Source organism: Thalassovita sp. (genome assembly GCF_963691685.1).
In the GTDB taxonomy this organism is placed as follows: domain Bacteria; phylum Pseudomonadota; class Alphaproteobacteria; order Rhodobacterales; family Rhodobacteraceae; genus Thalassobius.
Genome location: NZ_OY829290.1, coordinates 4,279,641 through 4,299,816, shown reverse-complemented (window position 1 = coordinate 4,299,816; position 20,176 = coordinate 4,279,641). Strand labels below are relative to the sequence as shown.

General features: G+C 60.1%; 19 protein-coding genes. 11 read left to right on the top strand and 8 right to left on the bottom strand.

The window, feature by feature from the left end; all coding sequences use genetic code 11:
* Nucleotides 1–6: 6 nt before the first annotated feature.
* The gene (locus ACORLH_RS20870; RefSeq protein WP_321830262.1) at nt 7–3,093 is read left to right on the top strand and encodes a DNA translocase FtsK; all 3,087 of its coding nucleotides are present in this window, start codon (nt 7–9) and stop codon (nt 3,091–3,093) included.
* Between the two features lie 110 nt (nt 3,094–3,203).
* A complete protein-coding gene (locus tag ACORLH_RS20865; RefSeq protein WP_321830261.1) occupies nt 3,204–3,806 on the top strand; it encodes an outer membrane lipoprotein carrier protein LolA in 603 nt (200 codons plus the stop codon).
* 84 nt (nt 3,807–3,890) lie between these two features.
* Here the strand turns inward: ACORLH_RS20865 and ACORLH_RS20860 are convergent, their stop codons facing one another.
* Both ACORLH_RS20860 and ACORLH_RS20855 read right to left on the bottom strand, forming a co-directional pair.
* Nucleotides 3,891–4,475, bottom strand: a complete 585-nt coding sequence (locus tag ACORLH_RS20860) for a lytic transglycosylase (protein ID WP_321830260.1) — start codon at nt 4,473–4,475, stop codon at nt 3,891–3,893.
* Between the two features lie 98 nt (nt 4,476–4,573).
* Nucleotides 4,574–5,455 carry an AEC family transporter gene (locus ACORLH_RS20855; protein ID WP_321830259.1) on the bottom strand — a complete coding sequence of 294 codons (882 nt, stop codon included), beginning with the start codon at nt 5,453–5,455 and terminating at the stop codon, nt 4,574–4,576.
* Between the two features lie 83 nt (nt 5,456–5,538).
* Here ACORLH_RS20855 and hspQ point away from each other — a divergent pair, with 83 nt between their 5' ends.
* A complete protein-coding gene (gene hspQ, locus ACORLH_RS20850; protein WP_058244472.1) occupies nt 5,539–5,865 on the top strand; it encodes a heat shock protein HspQ in 327 nt (108 codons plus the stop codon).
* A gap of 76 nt (nt 5,866–5,941) precedes the next feature.
* Here the strand turns inward: hspQ and ACORLH_RS20845 are convergent, their stop codons facing one another.
* The gene (locus ACORLH_RS20845; protein ID WP_321830258.1) at nt 5,942–7,516 is read right to left on the bottom strand and encodes a gamma-glutamyltransferase family protein; all 1,575 of its coding nucleotides are present in this window, start codon (nt 7,514–7,516) and stop codon (nt 5,942–5,944) included.
* A gap of 356 nt (nt 7,517–7,872) precedes the next feature.
* On the opposite strand from ACORLH_RS20845, the gene ACORLH_RS20840 reads away from it, so the two are divergent.
* From ACORLH_RS20840 to ACORLH_RS20815, 6 genes are all read left to right on the top strand, one after another.
* Nucleotides 7,873–9,045 carry an acetyl-CoA C-acyltransferase gene (locus ACORLH_RS20840; RefSeq protein WP_321830257.1) on the top strand — a complete coding sequence of 391 codons (1,173 nt, stop codon included), beginning with the start codon at nt 7,873–7,875 and terminating at the stop codon, nt 9,043–9,045.
* 135 nt (nt 9,046–9,180) lie between these two features.
* Nucleotides 9,181–10,215 (top strand): alpha/beta hydrolase, encoded by a 1,035-nt coding sequence (locus ACORLH_RS20835; protein WP_321830256.1) that lies wholly within the window; start codon nt 9,181–9,183, stop codon nt 10,213–10,215.
* Between the two features lie 111 nt (nt 10,216–10,326).
* Nucleotides 10,327–10,797, top strand: coding sequence for a GAF domain-containing protein (locus ACORLH_RS20830; RefSeq protein WP_321830255.1), 471 nt, complete (start codon nt 10,327–10,329; stop codon nt 10,795–10,797).
* The gene (locus ACORLH_RS20825) at nt 10,798–11,181 is read left to right on the top strand and encodes a GFA family protein (protein ID WP_321830254.1); all 384 of its coding nucleotides are present in this window, start codon (nt 10,798–10,800) and stop codon (nt 11,179–11,181) included.
* 105 nt (nt 11,182–11,286) lie between these two features.
* Nucleotides 11,287–12,189 carry an EamA family transporter RarD gene (gene rarD / locus ACORLH_RS20820; RefSeq protein ID WP_321830253.1) on the top strand — a complete coding sequence of 301 codons (903 nt, stop codon included), beginning with the start codon at nt 11,287–11,289 and terminating at the stop codon, nt 12,187–12,189.
* Nucleotides 12,190–12,225: 36 nt separating this feature from the next.
* Entirely contained in the window at nt 12,226–12,876 is a 651-nt protein-coding gene (locus tag ACORLH_RS20815; RefSeq protein ID WP_321830252.1) for an RluA family pseudouridine synthase, read from the top strand.
* On the opposite strand, the gene ACORLH_RS20810 is transcribed toward ACORLH_RS20815, so the two are convergent.
* Together ACORLH_RS20810 and ACORLH_RS20805 are read right to left on the bottom strand one after the other, a co-directional pair.
* Nucleotides 12,873–13,259: a MerR family transcriptional regulator gene (locus ACORLH_RS20810; RefSeq protein ID WP_321830251.1), complete on the bottom strand. Its 387-nt coding sequence runs from the start codon at nt 13,257–13,259 to the stop codon at nt 12,873–12,875. The genes ACORLH_RS20815 and ACORLH_RS20810 overlap by 4 nt on opposite strands.
* Before the next feature lie 62 nt (nt 13,260–13,321).
* Complete coding sequence (locus ACORLH_RS20805) at nt 13,322–14,086, bottom strand: SDR family NAD(P)-dependent oxidoreductase (RefSeq protein WP_321830250.1); 765 nt, start codon at nt 14,084–14,086, stop codon at nt 13,322–13,324.
* 187 nt (nt 14,087–14,273) lie between these two features.
* Here ACORLH_RS20805 and ACORLH_RS20800 point away from each other — a divergent pair, with 187 nt between their 5' ends.
* Nucleotides 14,274–14,861: a hypothetical protein gene (locus ACORLH_RS20800; RefSeq protein WP_321830249.1), complete on the top strand. Its 588-nt coding sequence runs from the start codon at nt 14,274–14,276 to the stop codon at nt 14,859–14,861.
* Nucleotides 14,862–14,872: 11 nt separating this feature from the next.
* Here the strand turns inward: ACORLH_RS20800 and ACORLH_RS20795 are convergent, their stop codons facing one another.
* Nucleotides 14,873–15,349 carry a helix-turn-helix domain-containing protein gene (locus ACORLH_RS20795; RefSeq protein ID WP_321830248.1) on the bottom strand — a complete coding sequence of 159 codons (477 nt, stop codon included), beginning with the start codon at nt 15,347–15,349 and terminating at the stop codon, nt 14,873–14,875.
* A gap of 201 nt (nt 15,350–15,550) precedes the next feature.
* Complete coding sequence (locus ACORLH_RS20790; protein WP_321830247.1) at nt 15,551–16,990, bottom strand: aldehyde dehydrogenase family protein; 1,440 nt, start codon at nt 16,988–16,990, stop codon at nt 15,551–15,553.
* 322 nt (nt 16,991–17,312) lie between these two features.
* Between ACORLH_RS20790 and ACORLH_RS20785 the strand changes: the two genes are divergently transcribed.
* Complete coding sequence (locus ACORLH_RS20785; protein WP_321830246.1) at nt 17,313–17,966, top strand: peroxiredoxin; 654 nt, start codon at nt 17,313–17,315, stop codon at nt 17,964–17,966.
* Nucleotides 17,967–18,041: 75 nt separating this feature from the next.
* On the opposite strand, the gene pnp is transcribed toward ACORLH_RS20785, so the two are convergent.
* Complete coding sequence (gene pnp, locus ACORLH_RS20780; RefSeq protein ID WP_321830245.1) at nt 18,042–20,168, bottom strand: polyribonucleotide nucleotidyltransferase; 2,127 nt, start codon at nt 20,166–20,168, stop codon at nt 18,042–18,044.
* Nucleotides 20,169–20,176: the final 8 nt, after the last annotated feature.

The window sequence follows — 20,176 nt, the reverse complement described above, 5'->3', positions numbered from 1 at the left end:
GCAGCGATGGCATATCAAGCACGTGGGCGCGATCCGCTTTTTGGCAGTGACATGCAGGCCGCAATGGAAAAACGCGGCAAGGAGCTTCTGGGGATTGTCCTGATCCTTGTTGGTCTGGCGATGGGCGCGATGATCTATTCCTACACGCCCGAGGATCCGTCTTTCCTGTCCTCCACCGATGCGCCGGTGCAGAACTGGCTGGGCCGTCCCGGGGCCTCCATCTCGGCTCTGTTGTCGGTGATGCTGGGCTTGGGCGCCTGGGTGCTGCCGATGACCACCTTGGCGTGGGGCGCACGTCTGGTGATGCATCATGGTGTGGACCGGGCTGTGGGCCGTCTGGTCTTCCTGCCGATCCTGATTGCCGTGACCTCGGTCTATGCCGCCACTCTCTTGCCCGGTGAAGGTTGGAACCATGGCTATGGTCTGGGCGGGCGGTTTGGTGATGCGATCCTTGGCTTTGCCCTGACCATCGTACCGTCGACGCTGGCGCTGAAACTGCTGTCGGCGCTGACGGCCGTGGCGATGCTGGTTCTGGGCATCTTTGTTCTTGGCTTCACCCTGCCAGAGGTCAAACGCGGTGGCCGCTTCCTGCTTGTTGGCGTCATCATGACCTATGCCGCGCTGCTGACCTTGTTGGGCCGCGGCGCCCATGGTGCCATGGGCAAGGCGCAATCCATGCAGGCCAGCCGTGCCGAACGTCGCGCAGAAAAACAGCGCCTCGCCGAGGAGCAGGAATGGCAGGTCACGGACGAAGACGATATCGAGTTTATGGAAGAGGCCGCAGAAGAACCTGCGCCCGAAAAGCCAAGCTTGCTCAAACGTATGCCGACCCTGATCCGCCGCTCGGATCCGGTTGAGGCGGAGGAATTGCCACCCCCCGAAATGGTGCAGCCTGATCTGGCCCCGGATGTTCCGGCGCCCGGCGATGACCGGATTAAGGCCAAGATCGCTGATGTGATCAAGTCGCGGGTGCGGTCAAACCCAGCGGTGCAGGTGGAAACCGTCGCGCCGCTGACCAAGGGCCGTGGCCGCGGGCCGGATCCGCTGGTGTTCAACCCTGATGCAGGCCCGGCGCAACCGGCCGGCCCGGCTGAACTGCCACCTGAGCCGCCCCTGACCGCAGGCCTGCGGGCTGAACCGCCACTGACTGCACCCGTTATGGCTGCCCCTGTTGCAGCTGCCCCTGCCGCCGCGCCAATGCAAACTGCCGACACGCCACAAGCGACCAGCACAAACCCCTTTGCTGAGGCCGTGCCGCAAGAGGGTATGCCGCAGGATGGGGTGCCTTATTCTGCAGCGTCGTGGCAATCCGCGCCTGAACCGGTGGCGGAGCCTTTGGCGGCGGATATTGCGGAAATCGCAGCCTCGATTGATGAGGGTGTTGTCGCGCCCGCAGTGGAGCCCGTTGCTGTGCAGCCCGCCCCACAACCTGCGCCGCAGCCTGTCGCAGCGCCGCGCACCGCGATCCCCACACCTGAGCCGCGCAAAGTTGTGCAACCCTTGAACCGCAAGCCGATCCAGCCTTCCAGCCGCGCCAAAGCCGAGGCACAGCCTGCGCTCAGCTTTGAGGAGAAGGGGCTGGAATATGAGCTGCCGCCGCTTGGCCTTCTGGCCAACCCGTCGCTGATCCAACGCCACCATCTGAGTGATGAGGCGCTGGAGGAAAATGCGCGCATGTTGGAAAACGTGCTGGATGACTACGGCGTCAAAGGGGAGATCGTCAGTGTCCGCCCCGGCCCCGTTGTCACCATGTATGAGCTGGAGCCCGCACCGGGCCTGAAGGCCAGCCGTGTGATCGGTCTGGCCGATGACATCGCGCGATCCATGTCGGCCCTGTCGGCACGTGTATCGACCGTGCCCGGCCGCAGCGTGATCGGGATTGAACTGCCGAATGAAAACCGCGAAAAAGTGGTGCTGCGTGAAATTCTGGCCGCCCGTGATTTTGGCGACAGCAACCAAAAGCTGCCGCTGGCGCTGGGCAAGGACATTGGCGGTGACCCGGTTGTCGCCAACCTTGCCAAGATGCCCCACCTGCTGATCGCAGGGACCACCGGTTCGGGTAAGTCGGTGGCGATCAACACGATGATTCTCAGCCTGCTCTACAAGCTGACGCCCGAGGAATGCCGGTTGATCATGATCGACCCAAAGATGCTGGAACTCAGCGTTTATGACGGCATCCCGCATCTGCTGTCGCCGGTTGTGACCGATCCGAAGAAGGCGGTGGTCGCCCTGAAATGGACAGTGGGCGAGATGGAAGATCGCTATCGCAAGATGTCCAAGATGGGTGTGCGCAACATCGACGGCTACAACAGCCGGGTTGAGGACGCGCTGGCCAAAGGCGAAACCTTCAGCCGCACGGTGCAGACCGGATTTGACGATGAGACTGGTGAGCCCGTCTTTGAGACTGAGGAAATCACCCCCGTCAAAATGCCCTATATCGTGGTCATCGTGGATGAGATGGCCGACCTGATGATGGTGGCGGGTAAAGAGATCGAAGCCTGCATTCAGCGTCTGGCGCAGATGGCGCGTGCCTCGGGCATTCACCTGATCATGGCGACGCAGCGTCCGTCGGTGGACGTGATCACCGGTACGATCAAGGCAAACTTCCCCACTCGCATCTCTTTCCAGGTAACGTCGAAAGTGGACAGCCGCACGATCCTTGGGGAAATGGGGGCAGAGCAGCTCTTGGGTATGGGCGACATGCTCTACATGGCCGGTGGCGCCAAGATCACCCGTTGCCACGGTCCCTTTGTCAGCGACGAAGAGGTTGAGGAAATCGTCAACCATCTGAAGAGCTACGGCCCGCCGGATTACATCGGTGGTGTGGTCGAAGGTCCGGAGGACGAAAAAGCCGACAATATCGATGCGGTTCTGGGCCTTGGTGGCAACACCAATGGCGAAGATGCGCTTTATGATCAGGCAGTGGCGATTGTGGCCAAGGACCGCAAATGCTCAACCTCCTACATCCAGCGGAAACTGGCGATTGGCTACAACAAAGCCGCCCGATTGGTGGAGCAGATGGAGGATGAAGGGGTCGTCTCTGCCGCCAACCATGTCGGCAAACGGGAGGTGCTGGTGCCCGAGGCCGGGTAAATCAGCGAGAAATTGCAAAGCGGTCCAGAGATGGGCCGCTTTTTGCCATTTGACATGTTTGTGAGCCACCGCCCACTGGTGACGGTGCTGAAATTGCTTAGGTTATTGGTATGAAAACACTTCGTTACACAGTCGCCGCCCTGACGGCGTTGAGCCTCAGCGCACTGCCGGCCTTGGCCGAGAAGATCTCGCTGAACCAGCTGTCGGCCTATCTGAACGATCTGAAAACTGCTCAGGCGGATTTCACCCAGATCAGTGATGACGGCACCATCATGACCGGGCAGCTGATGCTGAAACGGCCGTGGAAGATCCGGTTCGAATATGATCAGGACAAAACCTTGGTTCTGGCCGAGGCGCGCACCGTGGCCATTTTCGATCCACGCGGCAATCTGCAGCCGGAAACCTACCCCTTGGGGAAAACGCCGCTGAAGCTGATCCTGGATCGCAACATCAATCTGGGCCGCGCCAATATGGTGGTGGGCCACAGCTATGATGGCACCGCCACCACCGTTGTGGCGCAGGATCCTGAGCATCCGGAATACGGCACGCTCAGCCTCGTGTTCACCGACAATCCCGTGCAGCTGCGCCAGTGGATCGTGCGGGATGATGCCGGTTCGGCCACCACGGTGGTTTTGGGCGCGCTGGACAGTTCGGTGAAACTGTCAAACCAGATTTTCGATATCGGGGTGGAGAAAGAGCGCCGCAGCCGCTGAGCGTCGGTCCCTCAGCCCACAAGCCAAAACGCAAAACGCCAGCGGGCCGGGGCACGCTGGCGTTTTTCATTCAACGGATGATCGTCAGAACCGTGAGCAGCTGCGCAGCTGGGCCTGATACATCTTGGCGCGGCTGTCGACCTCATTTGAGATCCGGACCAGCCAGCTTTTGCGCTTATAGGTTCCGCGCTTATAGCCGGTCTGACCTTCGTGATAGGCCAGATATTGGTGCTTGGCATTGTTCAGCGCGATACCGTTGCGGTCGCGCGAATTGTTCATGTACCAGCCCATGAAGTCCGAGGCGTCATAGATGTTATCGCGCCGCGCCCCATAGCTGCGGGTGTCGCGCTGATATTCGGCCCAGGTGCCATCCAGCGCCTGGCTGTAGCCATAGGCTGAACTGACGCGGCCCATCGGGATCACCCCCAGCACATAGCGGTAGGGCGTGCGGGCGTTGCCGATAAATTTGCTCTCTTGATAGATGGTGGCCATCTGCACATGCATTGGCACACCCCAACGGCGCTCGGTCGCGCGGAAGGCGCGGGCGTATTTCGGGCGTTGGCTGAGGATCGAACAGGCATTGTCCAGATTGCGTGGGGCCGAATAGTTGCCACCACCGCAGGACGCCAAAACCATCATCAGCACAAACAGGCGTAGGATTCTGCTCATCTGCCTCGTGCTCTCAATTTTATATTTGTTCTTTTGGCCCAGTTTATCGCAAAGGGGCTGTCCTGCAAATGGGGCAGGTGATCACAATTGCCCCATTTTCAGATCAAAAGCGCCAGCATCAGCGGAATCGCGCAGATCGACATCAGGGTTGAGACAACAACCAGACCCGCCACCGATCCCGAATCCGCGCCGTATTTCTCGGCCAGCAGGTAGGATGAGACGGCCACCGGCGTTGCGATCTGGATCACCAGCACCGCAGCGGCAACCGGTTCCAGCTGGAAGGCCTGCGCGATGACATAGGACAGCGCAAAGCACAGCAGGTATTTGACCAGCGAAATCCAGGTGGCCTGCCCGATCTGCCCCGGCGACAGCCGCGCCACAGCGACCCCCAGCGTGATCAGCATCAAAGGAATTGCCATCTGGCCGATCAGCTCCAGTGTGTTGGTCAGGAACAAGGGCGTCTGCCAGCCCTGCCACAGGAACAGCGCCCCCAGCAGGGTTGCCGATACCAGCGGTTCCTTAATCACCTTCAGCAGCGATCCGCCGCCAGCCACCAGCCAGACCCCAAAGGTGAAAGACCAGATCGCCATGACCGCAAACACCACCACCGCGTAGCTGAGGCCCACCTCACCAAAGGCGAACATCGCCAGCGGCAAACCCAGGTTGCCGGTGTTGCCAAAAATGATCGGCGCCAGATAGGTGCGCACGTCCAGTCGGGTCAGTTTGACCAGCCCATAGGCGGCGACAGTCACCGCGCCGTAAGCTGCGATGGAGGCCAACGTCAGATCCGCCAATGCCTGCGGTTCAATCTGCGTTTTCATCAGCGCGGTGAAAATCAGGCAGGGAATGCCAAGGTTCATCGCCAGCTGGGTGACAAAGCGGATGCGGTATTCAAAGCCGGCCTTCACCCAGACAAAACCGATCATCGCTAGGAAAAACACCGGTGCGGTGATTTCCAACACTGTCAGAATTAGGTTCACAGTCTGTTTCCCTCAGATTTGCCGTCAGACATGGACAGCCTCCCCCGAAAGGTCTATCTCTGGGATATGGGGGCTGCAAGATGATGCTAAGATCGCGCGCAAAATATCATTTGGGCCAAGTTGTTCGGCACAAAAAACATCCCTTTCGCGGGGTGGTTTTTGACGTGGATCCTGAGTTTAACAACACCGAGGAATGGTATCGCTCCATCCCCGAAGACAGCCGCCCTCGCAAGGAACAGCCGTTCTATCACCTGCTCGCTGAAAACGATCAAAGCTACTATGTGGCCTATGTGTCAGAGCAGAACCTGGTGGCCGATTACTCAGGCGAACCGGTCAGCCACCCGGATATTCCGGACCTTTTTGGCCCCTTTGAGGATGGCCATTACCCGTTGCATTTCTCGCTGAACTGATCCGGTTCAATTGATCCGACTGCCGATCACAGGCAGAGTGGAAGCGGCCCCGGTAAGGGCCGCTTTTTTGGTTTGATCAGTAGCCGATGGCGCAGCCGTCTTTGCGCGGGTCAGAGGCGCCGATCAGCACGTCATCCTCAATCCGGATCGCCTGCGCGCCACCAATAGGGCCATGGGGCACCTCAACTTTATGGCCCATATCGCTCAGCTCCTGGCGGACCTGATCGCTGTAGCCTTTTTCGACCTTCATCACGCCGTCGTCCGAGAAACAGCGCGGCGCATCAATCGCCTCCTGTGGGCCCATACCGAAATCAACCATGTTTGACAGGAATCGCGCGTGGCCGTTGGGCTGGTAAGCGCCGCCCATCACACCAAAGGGCATCAAGACCTTGCCGTTCTGGCGCAGCATACCGGGGATGATGGTATGCATCGGACGGTGGCCACCGCGCATTTCATTTGGATGACCTTCCTCCAGCGTGAAACCGGCACCGCGGTTCTGCATCAAGACACCGAATTTCTCAGACGCAATGCCAGATCCAAAGCCGTGGAAGATCGAATAAATCAGCGAAACCGCCATCCGATCTTTATCCACCACAGTGATATAGATCGTGTCCTTATGCACAGATTCCGACAGGCTGTGCGGGTTGGCCATGGCCTTTTTCGGATCGATCAGCGCGGCCAGCTTGGCCGCCGTTTCCGGCGCCAGCATGTGCTCCAGCATGGTGGTCATCGCCGGATCCGCAATGAAGCGATTGCGCGCGTCATAGGCCAGTTTTGCCGCCTCCGCTTCGATATGGGCGCGTTCGGTACCGAAAGGATCCATCGATGCGATGTCAAAGTGTTTCAGGATGTTCAGCATCAGGTTGGCGGTGGCACCCTGACCATTTGGCGGGTGCTCCACCAGATCCACCCCTTTGTAATCACCGCTGACCGGATCGGTGTAATCGCACCGGGTGTTGGCGAAATCCTCAACCGTGTGAACGCCGCCCAACTCGCGCAGACAAGCGACCATATCTTCGGCAACCTCCCCTTCATAGAAGGCCTTAGGCCCGTCCTTGGCCAGGCGGCGCAGCACCTCGGCCTGACCGGGGGCGGCGAACCGCTGGCCCAGTTTGGGGACGGCACCGTTGATCAGATAATGGGTGCGGCCATGACCCTGCAGGGTCGCCTGATTTTCATCCCAGTCAAAGGCAACGCGGGGCGCCACGGGGACGCCGGTTTCGGCGTAGTGAATGGCGGGGGCCAAAATGGCGTCCAGCCCCAGTTTGCCGTGATCTTCGCTGAGGGTGCAGAAGGCATCAATTGCGCCGGGCACGGTCACCGCTTCGGGTCCGGTCAGCGGCACCGTTTGCAGCCCGCGGGCGCGCAGGGCGGCCGCATCAGCGGCTGCGGGCGCGCGACCAGAACCGTTAAGCGCCAGAATGTCATCGGACCCTGCCGGCGAAAACAGCACAAAGCAGTCGCCACCAATCCCCGTCATCTGCGGTTCGCAAATCCCCAACAGGACAGCCCCGGCAATCGCCGCATCCATGGCGTTGCCACCGCGGCGCAGCACATCAACGGCGGCGTTGGCCGCCAGCGGGTGTGACGTGGCACAGATGCCATTGGCGGCATAAACTTCGGATCGACCGGGTTGGTGAAAATCGCGCATTCGGGGCTCCCCTCCTTAAACTTGGGCAGAGGGTAGAGGCGATGCGATTGAGTTCAAGGAAGAAAATGCCTCGGTACCGCACACTGGGTGGGGGCTGTGTTCGCGCGGCACCGAGGGAAGCCATTGCAGCTACAGACCCTGTTATGACAGCGATTCTCGACCGCTTTGCGGGCGCAATGGGGCGATTCTTGGGCGATATGCTATGGTTTGCAGGGATCCGGGCGGGAAATTAGCGGCAAGACGCTCTGGACTTTTAAGTGAACACTTGTTCAATTAACGCCAGACAAAATGCCAATGACTTGGATTTGCGCGGCACCCAGCATCGGGCCGGGGCAGCGCCAAAGGAGGAATGCAAGATGAAGCCAGTGGTCATCGCAGGGGCGGCCCGCACGCCGATGGGCGGATTTCAGGGGGTGTTTGACGGGGTGGAGGCCGCCACTTTGGGTGGCGCTGCCATCCGTGCCGCCCTGGGGGATGCTGGCGCCAGCACCGTGGATGAGGTGCTGATGGGCTGTGTTCTGCCTGCCGGTCAGGGCCAGGCCCCGGCGCGTCAGGCGGGCTTTGCTGGCGGTCTGGGTGAAGAGGTGCCGGCCACCACGCTGAACAAGATGTGCGGCTCAGGCATGAAGGCGGCGATGATGGCCTTTGACCAGATCGCGCTGGGCCATGCCGACACGATGATCGCGGGAGGGATGGAGAGCATGTCAAACGCGCCCTATCTCTTGCCCAAAATGCGCGGCGGCGCCCGGATCGGTCACCAGCAGACGCTGGATCACATGTTCCTTGATGGTCTGGAAGACGCCTATGACAAAGGCCGCCTGATGGGTACCTTTGCCGAAGACTGCGCTGAGGCGTTTCAGTTCACCCGCGAAGAGCAGGATCAATACGCGCTGGCCTCATTGTCAAACGCGCTGGAGGCTGAACGTTCCGGTGCCTTTGAGGGGGAGATCGCGCCACTGACCCTGCACCACCGTACCGGCGAACATGTCATCACCACCGATGAGCAGCCTGCAAAAGCCCGCCCGGAAAAGATCCCGCATCTGAAACCGGCCTTCCGCAAGGATGGCACGGTGACCGCGGCAAACTCTTCTTCCATCTCGGATGGGGCGGCGGCATTGGTGCTGGCCTCGGAAGAGGCGGCTGCGGCACAGGGCCTCAAGGTGCGCGCCCGGATCATGGGGCATGCCAGCCACGCCCATGCGCCATCACAGTTCCCCACCGCCCCGGTGCCTGCAACCAAGAAACTGCTGGAGCGTCTGGACTGGTCGGTTGACGATGTGGACCTCTGGGAGGTGAACGAAGCCTTTGCCGTGGTGCCGATGGCCTTCATGCGTGAAATGGGGCTGCACCGCGATGTTGTGAACGTCAATGGTGGTGCCTGTGCGCTGGGCCATCCGATTGGTGCCTCAGGCGCGCGGATCATGGTGACCCTGCTGAACGCCTTGGAAAAGCGCGGGCTGAAACGGGGTGTCGCCGCGATCTGCATCGGCGGTGGCGAAGGCACGGCGATTGCGATCGAGCTGGTCTGACCCAGTTCCCTCCTGTGGACAGATCCAACCGGCCTTCGGGCCGGTTTTTCTTTTTCTGATGCAATCAGGTTCGCCTTATTGTTGCGCGATGCCCATGCAATGCCCAATGTATCGCGAGGCAAGGCAGGAGGGACCATGAAGACGTTAAAGCTGATCTGGGCATTGATGCTGGTGCGCATGCCCAGAGGGCTGGCGCGCTATTTCTGGGATGCGGCTCTGCCGGTGTGCATGGGGCGGCGGGCAGACCCCAAAGCGGCCTCTGTGGCGCAATTGGTGGGGTTGGTGCGGGATCCAAATCAGCCGCCTTCGGTCGCAGAAAGCCGGGTGCAGATGGCCGGGTTTGTGGCGCGGTTTGATCGACCGGAACCGCAGGTCCAGCGCCGTGATGTGACCCTGCCGGGCGCAGCGGGGGAGCGGCCCGCGCGGATTTACCGGCCGTTAGATGCGGCTGAGGGGCCTTTGCCGACGCTGCTTTACTTCCACGGTGGGGGCTGGGTTCAGGGCAGTCTGGACACCCATGATGCGCTTTGTGCCAAACTGGCGCGGCGGGCGGGGATACAGGTGATTTCTTACAGCTACCGTCTGGCGCCGGAGCACCCGTTCCCAGCGGCCCCCGACGATGTGATGGCGGCCTATCAGGCGCTTTATACCCAAGCCGAAACACTGGGCGTGGACCGTCATAAAATTGGGGTGGGCGGTGACAGTGCGGGCGCCAACCTGACGGCAAGCCTGCTCTGGAGTCTGTCGCAGGACAAGCGCCGGATGCCCGCGGCGCAGCTGTTGTTTTACCCGGCCGTAGATGGGAGGCTGACAACCCCGTCGATCAAGGCCTTTGCCGATCATCCCCTGTTGTCGCTGGCCCGGATTGAGGGCTATCTGGATCTCTATCTGGGCCCGGAGGTCGACCGACTACAGCCCCGGGTGTCCCCCTTTCTGGCGCCGGACCTGTCCGGGCAGCCACCCGCCTTTGTGCTGATTGCCGGCCATGATCCCCTGTGGGACGAAGGGGAAGCCTATGCCAAACGTCTGGAAGAGGCCGGCAGCGCCGTGACCCTCGCCCGGTTTGAGGGTCAGGTTCATGGTTTCCTTAACCTCACCAAGGTAATCCCTGAGGCCGATGTGGCCATTGATCAGGCGGCAGCGTGGCTGCGGCAGGTCTTGCAGGGGTAAACCGGCGCACCGTGCCCTGTGCGATGAGGCACAAGAAATAGGCGCAGCTCCCCTTGCACCTTTGGCCATTGCGCCGGATAGATTGGCGGGTAATTCAGTTGGAGGCCCCCCATGCGCGTCGACTATGACACCCTGTCCAAAACCATCGCTGCCCTTGTGGAACGCGAAAGCGATGAGGTTGCCATCATGGCCACATTGGCCTGTGAGGTGCATCACAGCGATGACCGTTTTGACTGGACCGGGTTTTACCGCGTGACCGCGCCGGAACTGTTGAAGATCGGTCCCTATCAGGGCGGTCATGGCTGTCTGGTGATCCCCTTTGCCCGGGGCGTCTGTGGGGCCGCCGCGCGTACTGGTGAGGTGCAGCTGGTGCCCGACGTCGAAGCCTTCCCGGGTCATATCGCCTGTGCCTCCTCCACCCGATCAGAGCTGGTGCTGCCGGTCTGGAATGGTGCGGGGCAGTTGATCGGGGTGTTTGACCTCGACAGCGATCAGCCTGATGCCTTCACACAAGAAGACGCGGATCAACTGGCGGTGATCCTGAAAGCCAGCTTTGCCAATTCCAACCGTGAGGGCGTGTAAATGAATGATGTTTTGAAAGGCAGCTGCGCCTGCGGGCAGATCCATTTCACCACTACCGGGGTGCCGAAAGGGGCAGCGGTCTGCCACTGCGGCCAATGCCGCAAGATGTCGGGCCACGCTTGGGCCTCGGCCCATGTGCGCCGCGAAGCGTTTGAGATTGAGGGGCCGATCAAATGGCTGCGCCTCAGCGAAAAAGCCGAACGCGGCATCTGCCCGGATTGCGGATCTTTCCTGTTCTGGGTGGGGGCGCAGGATCCCGATTACATCAGCTTTGCCCTGGGGGCGATTGATGGGCCAACGGGGATCACGCTGGGGCGCCATATCTTTGTTTCCGACAAGGCAGATTACTACCTGCTAGACGACGGCCTGAAACAGGAACGCTGAGCGGGGCGCAAGCTTACGCCCATGTTCCACAAAGGCAAGACCGCAGCCTTGCGGTCTTTCCAATCCCGGCCATTGCCGATAGGGCCGTTTCAGGAGGAGCGATAGATGTCTCAGAGCAGCGATCAGAATGTCGATACACCGCAGGGTCTTGCCTATGCGATGGGGGCCTATGTGATCTGGGGCTTTCTGCCGCTCTACATGAAGCTGGTGGATCATATTCCCGCGGTTGAGGTTGTGGCCAACCGGGTGATCTGGGCGGTGCCGCTGGCCGCCGCCCTGTTGATCTATCGCCGCCGCACCGCCGATCTGTTCCTGGCCCTGCGCACGCCGCGCATGTTGGCGATGGCCTGTGTGACGGCTGTTCTGGTGTCGATCAACTGGGGCATCTACGTCTGGTCGATTGCGGCGGACCGGGCGTTGGATGCAGCGCTGGGCTATTACATCAACCCGCTGTTTTCCGTCGCACTGGGGGCAATGCTGCTGGGCGAACGGCTAAGCCGGGCGCAGTGGTTAGCCATCTCGCTGGCGGCGGTGGCTGTTGGGGTGCTGTGGTATGACGCCGGTTCGCTGCCCTGGCCTGCGGTGGGTCTGACGGTCAGCTGGGGGTTCTATGCGTTTTTCAAGAAAAGCCTGCCGATTGGCCCGAACCAGGGTTTCCTGCTGGAGGTGCTGATCCTGCTGCCTTTTGCGATTGCCTATGTCGGCTATCTGGCGGCGACCGGTCAGGGGCATCTTGGCGCGTCACTCAGCGATACCTCGCTCCTCCTGGGGATGGGCGTGGTCACGGCTGTGCCGCTGATCCTTTACGCAAATGGCGCCAAGCTGTTGCGGTTGTCGACCATTGGCATCCTGCAATACAGCGCCCCAACGATGATTTTCCTGTTGGCGGTGCTGGTCTTTGACGAACCTTTTGACCGGGCGCGGATGATTGCCTTCCCGCTGATCTGGGCGGCCTTGGTGATCTACACGGTGCCGATGGTGCAGGGGCTGCGCAAATCGCGCGGCTAGCTTGCCTCACACAGGGCAAAGGCGTATCAGCGCGGCATGGAAATCACACCCTATGCCCCGCCAAACGACCCGTTGGAGATCCTGCATGAGGATCATGAGATCGTGGTTGTTAACAAACCCTCCGGCCTGTTGTCGGTTCCGGGGCGCGGTGAACATCTGGCCGATTGCCTGATCAGCCGGGTGCAGGCTGTTTTCCCGCAGGCGCTGCTGGTGCATCGGTTGGACCGGGATACCTCAGGGGTGATGGTCTTTGGCCTGACACCACATGCGCAGCGTAGCCTGTCGATGCAATTTGAAAAGCGCACCACGAAGAAAAGCTACATCGCCCGCGTCGACGGCCGCATCGCTGAGAAAACTGGCACCGTGGATCTGCCGTTGATCGTGGATTGGCCCAATCGCCCGCGTCAGATGGTGGACCATGAAAACGGCAAAGAGGCGATCACCAACTGGCGGGTGTTGAAGGCATCAGATGTGGAAACCCGGGTGCGCCTGACCCCGAAAACGGGCCGCAGCCATCAGCTGCGGGTGCATATGCTGGCGCTTGGTCATGTGATCCTTGGCGATCCGCTCTATGCCACCGGGGCGGCCGCGGATCATCCGCGCTTGATGCTGCATTCTGAGGAGCTGCGGATCAATCATCCCGAAAGTGGCAAGGGCATGTCGTTCCGCGCAAAGGCGCCGTTTTAATCCACCATTTCGGGTGTGGGTGCCTTTGCGTCGGCCAACCCGGCCTCCATATCCTTGATGCGCAGCAGGATCGTGGCGCGCCGTTTTGATAGGTCGCTCTGCAGGCGGTCGATGTGATCCAGCTTCTCCTGCATCTTTTTGATGCCGCCCTCACAGGGGCCGGTGCCCTGATCGCTAAGACAGTCGCGCATGGCATAGACCTCACGCGTTGAAAATCCGGCTGCGATGAAATCACGGATCCGTTCCGCCCGGCGCAGGTCAGCGGGCCGATAAAGCCGGTAGCCGTTTGTGTGCCGGGGCACCTCCATCAGGCCGGAGGTTTCGTAGTGGCGCAGCATGCGTTGCGATATTCCAAGGTGTGATGCGGCTTCTTTGGCAAGCATGGGTGCTCCTTTGGAAAGGGGGCGACAGGGCGCGGGCATGCGCCCCATCGCGACATTTGAGATCAGCCGCGCTGGGACCATCCGCCGTCAATGGTAAGGATTTGGCCCGTCAGCCAGCGGTTTTCAATGCTGCCCAGCTGCAAAACCCAAGACACGATATCCCCCGGCTCACCGCGGCGCCCCAGGGGGATCTGCGCGGCCTCTTGGACCTCAACCTGCTGCGCCATCTCAGGCGTTAGCCCCATCATCCCGGTCAGCGCGCCGGATTTGACCGGGCCGGGCGCGATGGCGTTGACCCGGATGCCGTCGCCTGCCAGCTCAATCGCCCAGGACCGGGTGAGGTGTTCCAGCGCGGCTTTGGTGGCGGCGTAATGGGCCAGCATCGGAACGGATCCCTGTGTTAGGGCCGTGCTGATGTTCACGATCGCGCCTCGGCTGTCGCGCAGCGCGGGCCGTGCGCTGTGCACCAGCAGCGATGGGGCGGTGATGTTGACGTTGCTGATCGCCGCAATGGCCTCTGGCGTGTAATCCGTCATCGGCATGGGATGGCCCGCGCCAGCGTTGTTCACAATCAGGTCGATCCTGCCCCAATGATCCAGTGCGGTCTGCACAATCTGGGCACTACTTGCCGGATCTGCACTGTCGGCCAGCAGCGTTTCGATGCCTTTGATGTTTTGCGCCGTCTGGCTCAGCCGCTCTGCGTTGCGCCCGGTGATCAAGACGCGGGCGCCTTGTTCTGCCAGGGCATGGGCGGTGGCCTGCCCAATGCCGCTGCTGCCGCCGGTTACAACTGCGACCTTTCCGTGCCAGGGGGTGTTCTGTGTCATGTCGAAATGTCCCGTTTGATCACGCATCACAGGGATGCGGGACAGGTTTCGCACGTTGACATTAGTGTCAGGGTCAAGCGGTAAATCCGTTCTGAAATTTATTTAGACCATCTGGACTAAATAAATTGACCTGGCGGGCGTTGCAGCCTACATGGGCGCCAGACGCCACCTTGCATGAGGATGAGACATGAGAATCGATTGGGACCTCCCCGCACACAGACCCGGTATCTGGGGAGCGATTGATAAGTTTATCGGCCCCGGCGCCACGACGGCTGAAAAGCAGCTGCAGCTTTACATCCCTTTTGCCTTTGCTTTTGGCATCGTGATTTTCGGCGGGCTGGCCAATGTTGGCTGGTCATTGGGGCAGTATGTGATCATCGCGCTGCTGGCCGTTGATATGGTCGGCGGAGTGATCACCAATGCCACCTCTGCCGCCAAACGGTGGTATTTCCGCACGGGCGAAGGGTTCAGGCAGCACATCATCTTCATCGCGATTCACCTGTTCCAGATCGTGGTCTTTGCCTGGGCGTTTCTGGAACTGGATCTGCTGTGGATCGCGGGGGTCTATGCGACCTTGATGTTGAGCAGCGTCATCATTTTGAAAACACCGCTCTATCTGCAGCGCCCCGTGGCGGCGACGCTTTACATCGTGGCCCTGTTGCTGTCGCTCTACGTGTTTGAAAACCCACCCTATCTGGAGTGGTTCTTGCCGGTGCTGTTTTACAAAATTCTGATCAGTCACACCCTGCGCGAAGAGCCATATCAACCCGCCTGAGCGCCGCAGCTTCAGCGGCCGGACAGGTAGTCCAGCAACAGTTCCCCCATCAGACGGGCCAGGGTTTCCTCGGCCCGTTCTGGCCCCACAATGGCGGTGACCACGTTGCGATAGGCCTGCATCGCGATCTGCATGGCCTCATCCGCCGCGATCTCATCCGCTGATTTGCCACGCAGATAGTCGAAGATCAGCGCCATCTCCGTGTCGAAATCCCTGCGCAGCACCGCTGTCAGGCGGCTGAGGTTTTCCGCCTCTGAAGCCTCAGGATCGATCAGGTCACCGTCAAAGGCTGCCATCACCTGTTTGGTGCAGGCCAGAAACAGATCCTCTTTGGTGGGGAAGTAGTGATAGAGGGCGCTTTTCGACAGGCCCAGATGATCGGCGATCTTGCGCATGCTGGTGCCGCCATAGCCATGTTCCGAGAAATACGAGACTGCCCGCTGCGCCAGATCCAGCTTGTAGGCATCGTGATCAACAATCTTGGGCATTTTCTCTACCGTTTTTCCTGGGACTGATCGCCCGTATCCGTGCCGAAGGGTGCATATCCGACTTAGCCCAACCGGTCGATAAAAGCCAGAATGCGGATGAAAGCAGTCGGGCCGGGCGGAAAACAATTGGAGTTGATCAACGCAGACACAAAAAAACCGGGACGTCGCCGCCCCGGTTTCTGTGGTCTTTTGTGGCGAAGATTACTCTTCGGTCCAGCCAGCGATGGATTTGACTTCCAGGAAGTCCTCAATCCCCCAAGTGCCGCCCTCGCGGCCGTTGCCGGACTGTTTCATACCGCCGAAAGGTGCGCCAGCACCGCGGCTGTTGCCGTTGATTTCCACCATACCCGAGCGGAACTGACGTGCGACCCGGTTGGCACGAGCGCCGTCCTGCGTTTGCACGTAGTTGGTCAGGCCATAGACGGTGTCATTGGCCATTTCCACGGCTTCCTCTTCGGTGTCGAAGGGGATGATCGACAGCACCGGGCCAAAGATCTCCTCGCGGGCGATGGTCATATCGTTGTTCACATCCGCAAACACGGTGGGGCGAACGAAGAAACCTTTGTTCAGACCTTCGGGGCGACCCAGACCACCGGCTACCACGCGGGCGCCTTCGTCGATGCCTTTCTGGATCAGACCTTGGATCTTGTTCCACTGGGCTTCGTTCACCACCGGGCCGATGTGGCGACCACTTTCGTGGGCGCTGGCCACTTTGGTGCTGCTGGCAATCTCAGCCGCTTCATCCACCACGCGATCATAGATCTCACGTTGAACCATCATCCGCGACGGGGCGTTGCAGCTCTGGCCTGAGTTTTCCATCATATGGCGCACGCCACGTTTGACGGCCTTGTCGTCAGCATCTGCAAACAGAAGGTTGGCGCCTTTGCCGCCCAGTTCCAGGTGCACACGCTTCAGCGTCAGGGCCGCATTCTGCGAGATGGCGATGCCTGCGCGGGTGGAACCGGTGAAGGAGACCATGTCCACGTCCTTGTGGCCGGTCAGAGCCGCGCCAACACCCATGCCATCACCGTTCACCAGGTTGAAGACACCGGCGGGGAAGCCGGCTTCGTCCATGAACTCAGCAAACAGCAGCGCGTTCAGCGGGCTTTCTTCCGATGGTTTCAGCACCATGGTGCAGCCAGCGATGGCGGCGGCGATCACCTTCAGAACCACCTGGTTCATCGGCCAGTTCCATGGGGTGATCAGGGCACAGACGCCGATCGGCTCCATCGCGATACGGTCGTTTGGTGCGTGATCGCCCAGCGGTTTGAAGAAATCAAACTTCTTGGCCGCGCGCAGGAAGTTGGCCGCGTGGTAGGACCCGGCGCCCGCCTGCGAGGCTTTGGCCATATCGATCGGCGCACCCATCTCCAGCGAGATGGCTTCGCCCATCTCATCATTGCGGCGCTGATAGACCTCAAGGAATTTCTCAACCAGGGCAATCCGCTCTTCGACCGGGGTGTTCATCCACGCCGGGAAGGCCGCTTTGGCCGCCGCAACGGCGGCATCGGCGTCGGCCTGACCACCCATCGAAATGACGGCACAGGGTTCTTCGGTTGAGGGATCAATCACGTGATGATCCGCGCCCTCGATCGGGTCGACCCAAGCACCGTTGATATAGAACTGACGTTTCTCGATCATTGCATGACCTCCATGAGACGCAAATTGCGTATATTCTGTCTTTGCGCTGGAAAGTTCCACGATGTGGAAGATCTTACCAGAATCCCGCGCACTCTGTCAGGGCTGCGGCATAGGCGCAAGCCCTGCTCATGTACCCGATACAATAATTTGATCAAATTTTCACATCTGTCAATTCGCGGGTGTCTTCCGGTGTCTTTCTGACGCGAGGGACATGATTCACGGTTGCGTGAACGGCCGCACTGGTGATGATGGCTTGCAGGAAAGAGAGGCGTGCCTATCTCTACCAAACAACCTGTCGCTTTACCTGAAAGGACATTGAAAAATGGGTTTGCGCATCAACGACATCGTGCCGAATTTCACCGCCGAGACGGATCACGGCACCATCTCGTTCCATGATTGGATCGGCGACAGCTGGGCCATTTTGTTTTCACACCCCAAGGATTTTACCCCGGTTTGCACCACTGAATTTGGCGCCGTTGCGCAGCTGGCCGATGAATGGGCCAAACGCAACACCAAGGTGATCGGCGTTTCCGTCGATGGCGTGGAGGAGCACAAGGGCTGGAAAGGTGACATCGAATCTTACGCCGGCGCTGAGGCAGGTTTCCCGATCATCGCGGATAGTGGCCTGGACGTGTCCAAGATGTTCGACATGCTGCCCGCAGATGCCTATCTGCCCGACGGCCGGACCCCGGCAGACAGCGCCACCGTGCGGTCGGTCTTCATCATCTCGCCGGATAAAAAGCTGCAGCTGACCATGACCTACCCGATGACCGTGGGCCGCAACTTTGCCGAAGTTCTGCGCGCCCTGGACGGGTTGCAGCGCACCTACGGCCAGCCACTGGCCACCCCGGCCAACTGGCAGCAGGGTCAGGACGTGATTGTTGCCCTTGCCCTGGACGACGCCGCCGCCGAAGAAAAATACGGCGCGCTGGACAAAAAACTGCCCTACCTGCGGTTCGCCAAGAACCCTGAGTGATCAGTTAAACACCTGAAAAACAAAAGCCCCGGTCATCTGACCGGGGCTTCTTTGTTTCTGGCAAGAGGAAGAGGTTTACTCTTCTTCTTTTTTGGCTTCTTCGCCGGTTTCCTGATCGACAACTTTCATCGACAGGCGGACTTTGCCGCGGTCGTCGAAGCCGAGCAGTTTGACCCACACTTCCTGACCTTCCTTCAGAACGTCGGAGGGGTGGTTCAGGCGGCGGTTTTCGATCTGGGACACGTGCACCAGACCGTCGCGCTTGCCAAAGAAGTTCACGAAGGCGCCGAAGTCGACGATCTTCACAACTTTACCTTTGTAGATGGCGCCTTCTTCCGGCTCAGCGACGATCGAGTGGATCATCTCATAAGCCTTCTTGATGCACTCACCGTCAGGCGAAGCGATCTTGATGATGCCGTCGTCGTTGATGTCGACTTTGGCGCCGGACACTTCAACGATTTCGCGGATCACTTTGCCGCCCGAGCCGATCACTTCACGGATCTTGTCGGTCGGGATCTGCATGGTTTCAATGCGCGGAGCGTGGACCGAGAATTCCGAGGCGCCGGACAGCGCTTTGTTCATCTCACCCAGGATTTGCATCCGGCCGGCTTTCGCCTGTGCCAGCGCTTTCTCCATGATTTCAGGCGTGATGCCTGCAACCTTGATGTCCATCTGCAGCGAGGTGATGCCGTTTTCGGTACCTGCCACTTTGAAGTCCATGTCGCCCAGGTGATCTTCGTCGCCCAGAATGTCGGACAGGATCGCGTAGGAACCGTCTTCTTCCAGAACCAGACCCATGGCCACACCGGCAACGGCCGATTTCAGCGGTACACCTGCGTCCATCATCGACAGCGAGCCACCGCAGACCGACGCCATCGAGGAGGAGCCGTTCGATTCGGTGATCTCAGAAACCACACGCACGGTGTAGGGGAAGTCAGTCGGGGCGGGCAGAACAGCCTGCAGCGCACGCCATGCCAGCTTACCGTGACCGATTTCACGACGACCGGGCGAGCCAACGCGGCCCACTTCACCAACCGAGTAGGGCGGGAAGTTATAATGCAGCAGGAAGTTCGAACGGTAGTTGCCGTGCAGTGCGTCGATGATCTGCTCATCGTCGCCCGTGCCCAGAGTGGTCACAACCAGACCCTGGGTTTCACCACGGGTGAACAGGGCCGACCCGTGGGTCCGCGGCAGCATGCCGGTTTCAGCAACGATCGGACGGATCTCGTCCAGCGCACGGCCGTCGATCCGCTTGCCTTCTTTTACAACGGTGCCACGCAGAACGGTGGATTCCAGCTTCTTCAGGGCCGAACCCAGATCCGCATCTTCCTGCTGTTCTTCGCTCAGGCCTGCAATGATAGCTTCACGCGCAGCGGCAACAGCGGCAACGCGCTCTTGCTTGTCGGTGATGGCATAGGCGGCACGCATCTGCTCTTCGCCCGCGGCTTTCACCACTTCGAACAGCTCCGAGTAGTCGGGCGATACGAATTCAAACGGATCTTTGGCGGCGTCTTCGGCCAGATCGATGATCAGGTCGATCACCGGCTGGATCTGTTCGTGGGCGAAGTTCACCGCACCCAGCATCTCGGCTTCGGTCAGCTCGTAGGCTTCCGATTCGACCATCATCACGGCGTCTTTGGTGCCGGCCACAACCAGGTCGAGGCGCTGCTCGGGGTTGTTGCGCAGCTGGTCCATGTCGTCCACGGTCGGGTTCAGGATGTATTCACCATCCTCAAAACCAACACGGGCACAGGCGATCGGACCGCGGAACGGCGCGCCGGAAATGGTCAGCGCAGCGGAGGCCGCGATCATGGCAACAACGTCGGGGTCGTTGACCAGGTCGTGGGACAGCACGGTGCACATCACCAGAACTTCGTGTTTGAAGCCGGGGACGAACAGCGGACGGATCGGACGGTCGATCAGACGTGCGGTCAGGGTTTCTTTTTCGGTCGGGCGCGCTTCGCGCTTAAAGAAACCGCCAGGGATCTTACCGGCGGCGTAGTATTTCTCTTGGTAATGTACGGTCAGCGGGAAGAAATCCTGACCGGGTTTTGGTGCCTTTGCGAAGGTCACGTTGGCCATGACGGAAGTCTCGCCCAGAGTGGCGATGACGGTGCCGTCGGCCTGACGGGCAACCTTGCCCGTTTCCAGAGTGAGGGTCTCTTCGCCCCACTGCATCGATTTGGTCGTTACGTCAAACATATGCGTAT

What these genes read in the sequence shown, in the direction of transcription:
- ACORLH_RS20870 (WP_321830262.1), top strand. Translation starts at nt 7, where the DNA reads ATGGCATATCAAGCACGTGGGCGCGATCCGCTTTTTGGCAGTGACATG.
- ACORLH_RS20865 (WP_321830261.1), top strand. Translation starts at nt 3,204, where the DNA reads ATGAAAACACTTCGTTACACAGTCGCCGCCCTGACGGCGTTGAGCCTC.
- ACORLH_RS20860 (WP_321830260.1), bottom strand. Translation starts at nt 4,475, where the DNA reads ATGAGCAGAATCCTACGCCTGTTTGTGCTGATGATGGTTTTGGCGTCC.
- hspQ (WP_058244472.1), top strand. Translation starts at nt 5,539, where the DNA reads ATGCTAAGATCGCGCGCAAAATATCATTTGGGCCAAGTTGTTCGGCAC.
- ACORLH_RS20845 (WP_321830258.1), bottom strand. Translation starts at nt 7,516, where the DNA reads ATGCGCGATTTTCACCAACCCGGTCGATCCGAAGTTTATGCCGCCAAT.
- ACORLH_RS20840 (WP_321830257.1), top strand. Translation starts at nt 7,873, where the DNA reads ATGAAGCCAGTGGTCATCGCAGGGGCGGCCCGCACGCCGATGGGCGGA.
- ACORLH_RS20835 (WP_321830256.1), top strand. Translation starts at nt 9,181, where the DNA reads ATGAAGACGTTAAAGCTGATCTGGGCATTGATGCTGGTGCGCATGCCC.
- ACORLH_RS20830 (WP_321830255.1), top strand. Translation starts at nt 10,327, where the DNA reads ATGCGCGTCGACTATGACACCCTGTCCAAAACCATCGCTGCCCTTGTG.
- ACORLH_RS20825 (WP_321830254.1), top strand. Translation starts at nt 10,798, where the DNA reads ATGAATGATGTTTTGAAAGGCAGCTGCGCCTGCGGGCAGATCCATTTC.
- rarD (WP_321830253.1), top strand. Translation starts at nt 11,287, where the DNA reads ATGTCTCAGAGCAGCGATCAGAATGTCGATACACCGCAGGGTCTTGCC.
- ACORLH_RS20815 (WP_321830252.1), top strand. Translation starts at nt 12,226, where the DNA reads ATGGAAATCACACCCTATGCCCCGCCAAACGACCCGTTGGAGATCCTG.
- ACORLH_RS20810 (WP_321830251.1), bottom strand. Translation starts at nt 13,259, where the DNA reads ATGCTTGCCAAAGAAGCCGCATCACACCTTGGAATATCGCAACGCATG.
- ACORLH_RS20805 (WP_321830250.1), bottom strand. Translation starts at nt 14,086, where the DNA reads ATGACACAGAACACCCCCTGGCACGGAAAGGTCGCAGTTGTAACCGGC.
- ACORLH_RS20800 (WP_321830249.1), top strand. Translation starts at nt 14,274, where the DNA reads ATGAGAATCGATTGGGACCTCCCCGCACACAGACCCGGTATCTGGGGA.
- ACORLH_RS20795 (WP_321830248.1), bottom strand. Translation starts at nt 15,349, where the DNA reads ATGCCCAAGATTGTTGATCACGATGCCTACAAGCTGGATCTGGCGCAG.
- ACORLH_RS20790 (WP_321830247.1), bottom strand. Translation starts at nt 16,990, where the DNA reads ATGATCGAGAAACGTCAGTTCTATATCAACGGTGCTTGGGTCGACCCG.
- ACORLH_RS20785 (WP_321830246.1), top strand. Translation starts at nt 17,313, where the DNA reads ATGGGTTTGCGCATCAACGACATCGTGCCGAATTTCACCGCCGAGACG.
- pnp (WP_321830245.1), bottom strand. Translation starts at nt 20,168, where the DNA reads ATGTTTGACGTAACGACCAAATCGATGCAGTGGGGCGAAGAGACCCTC.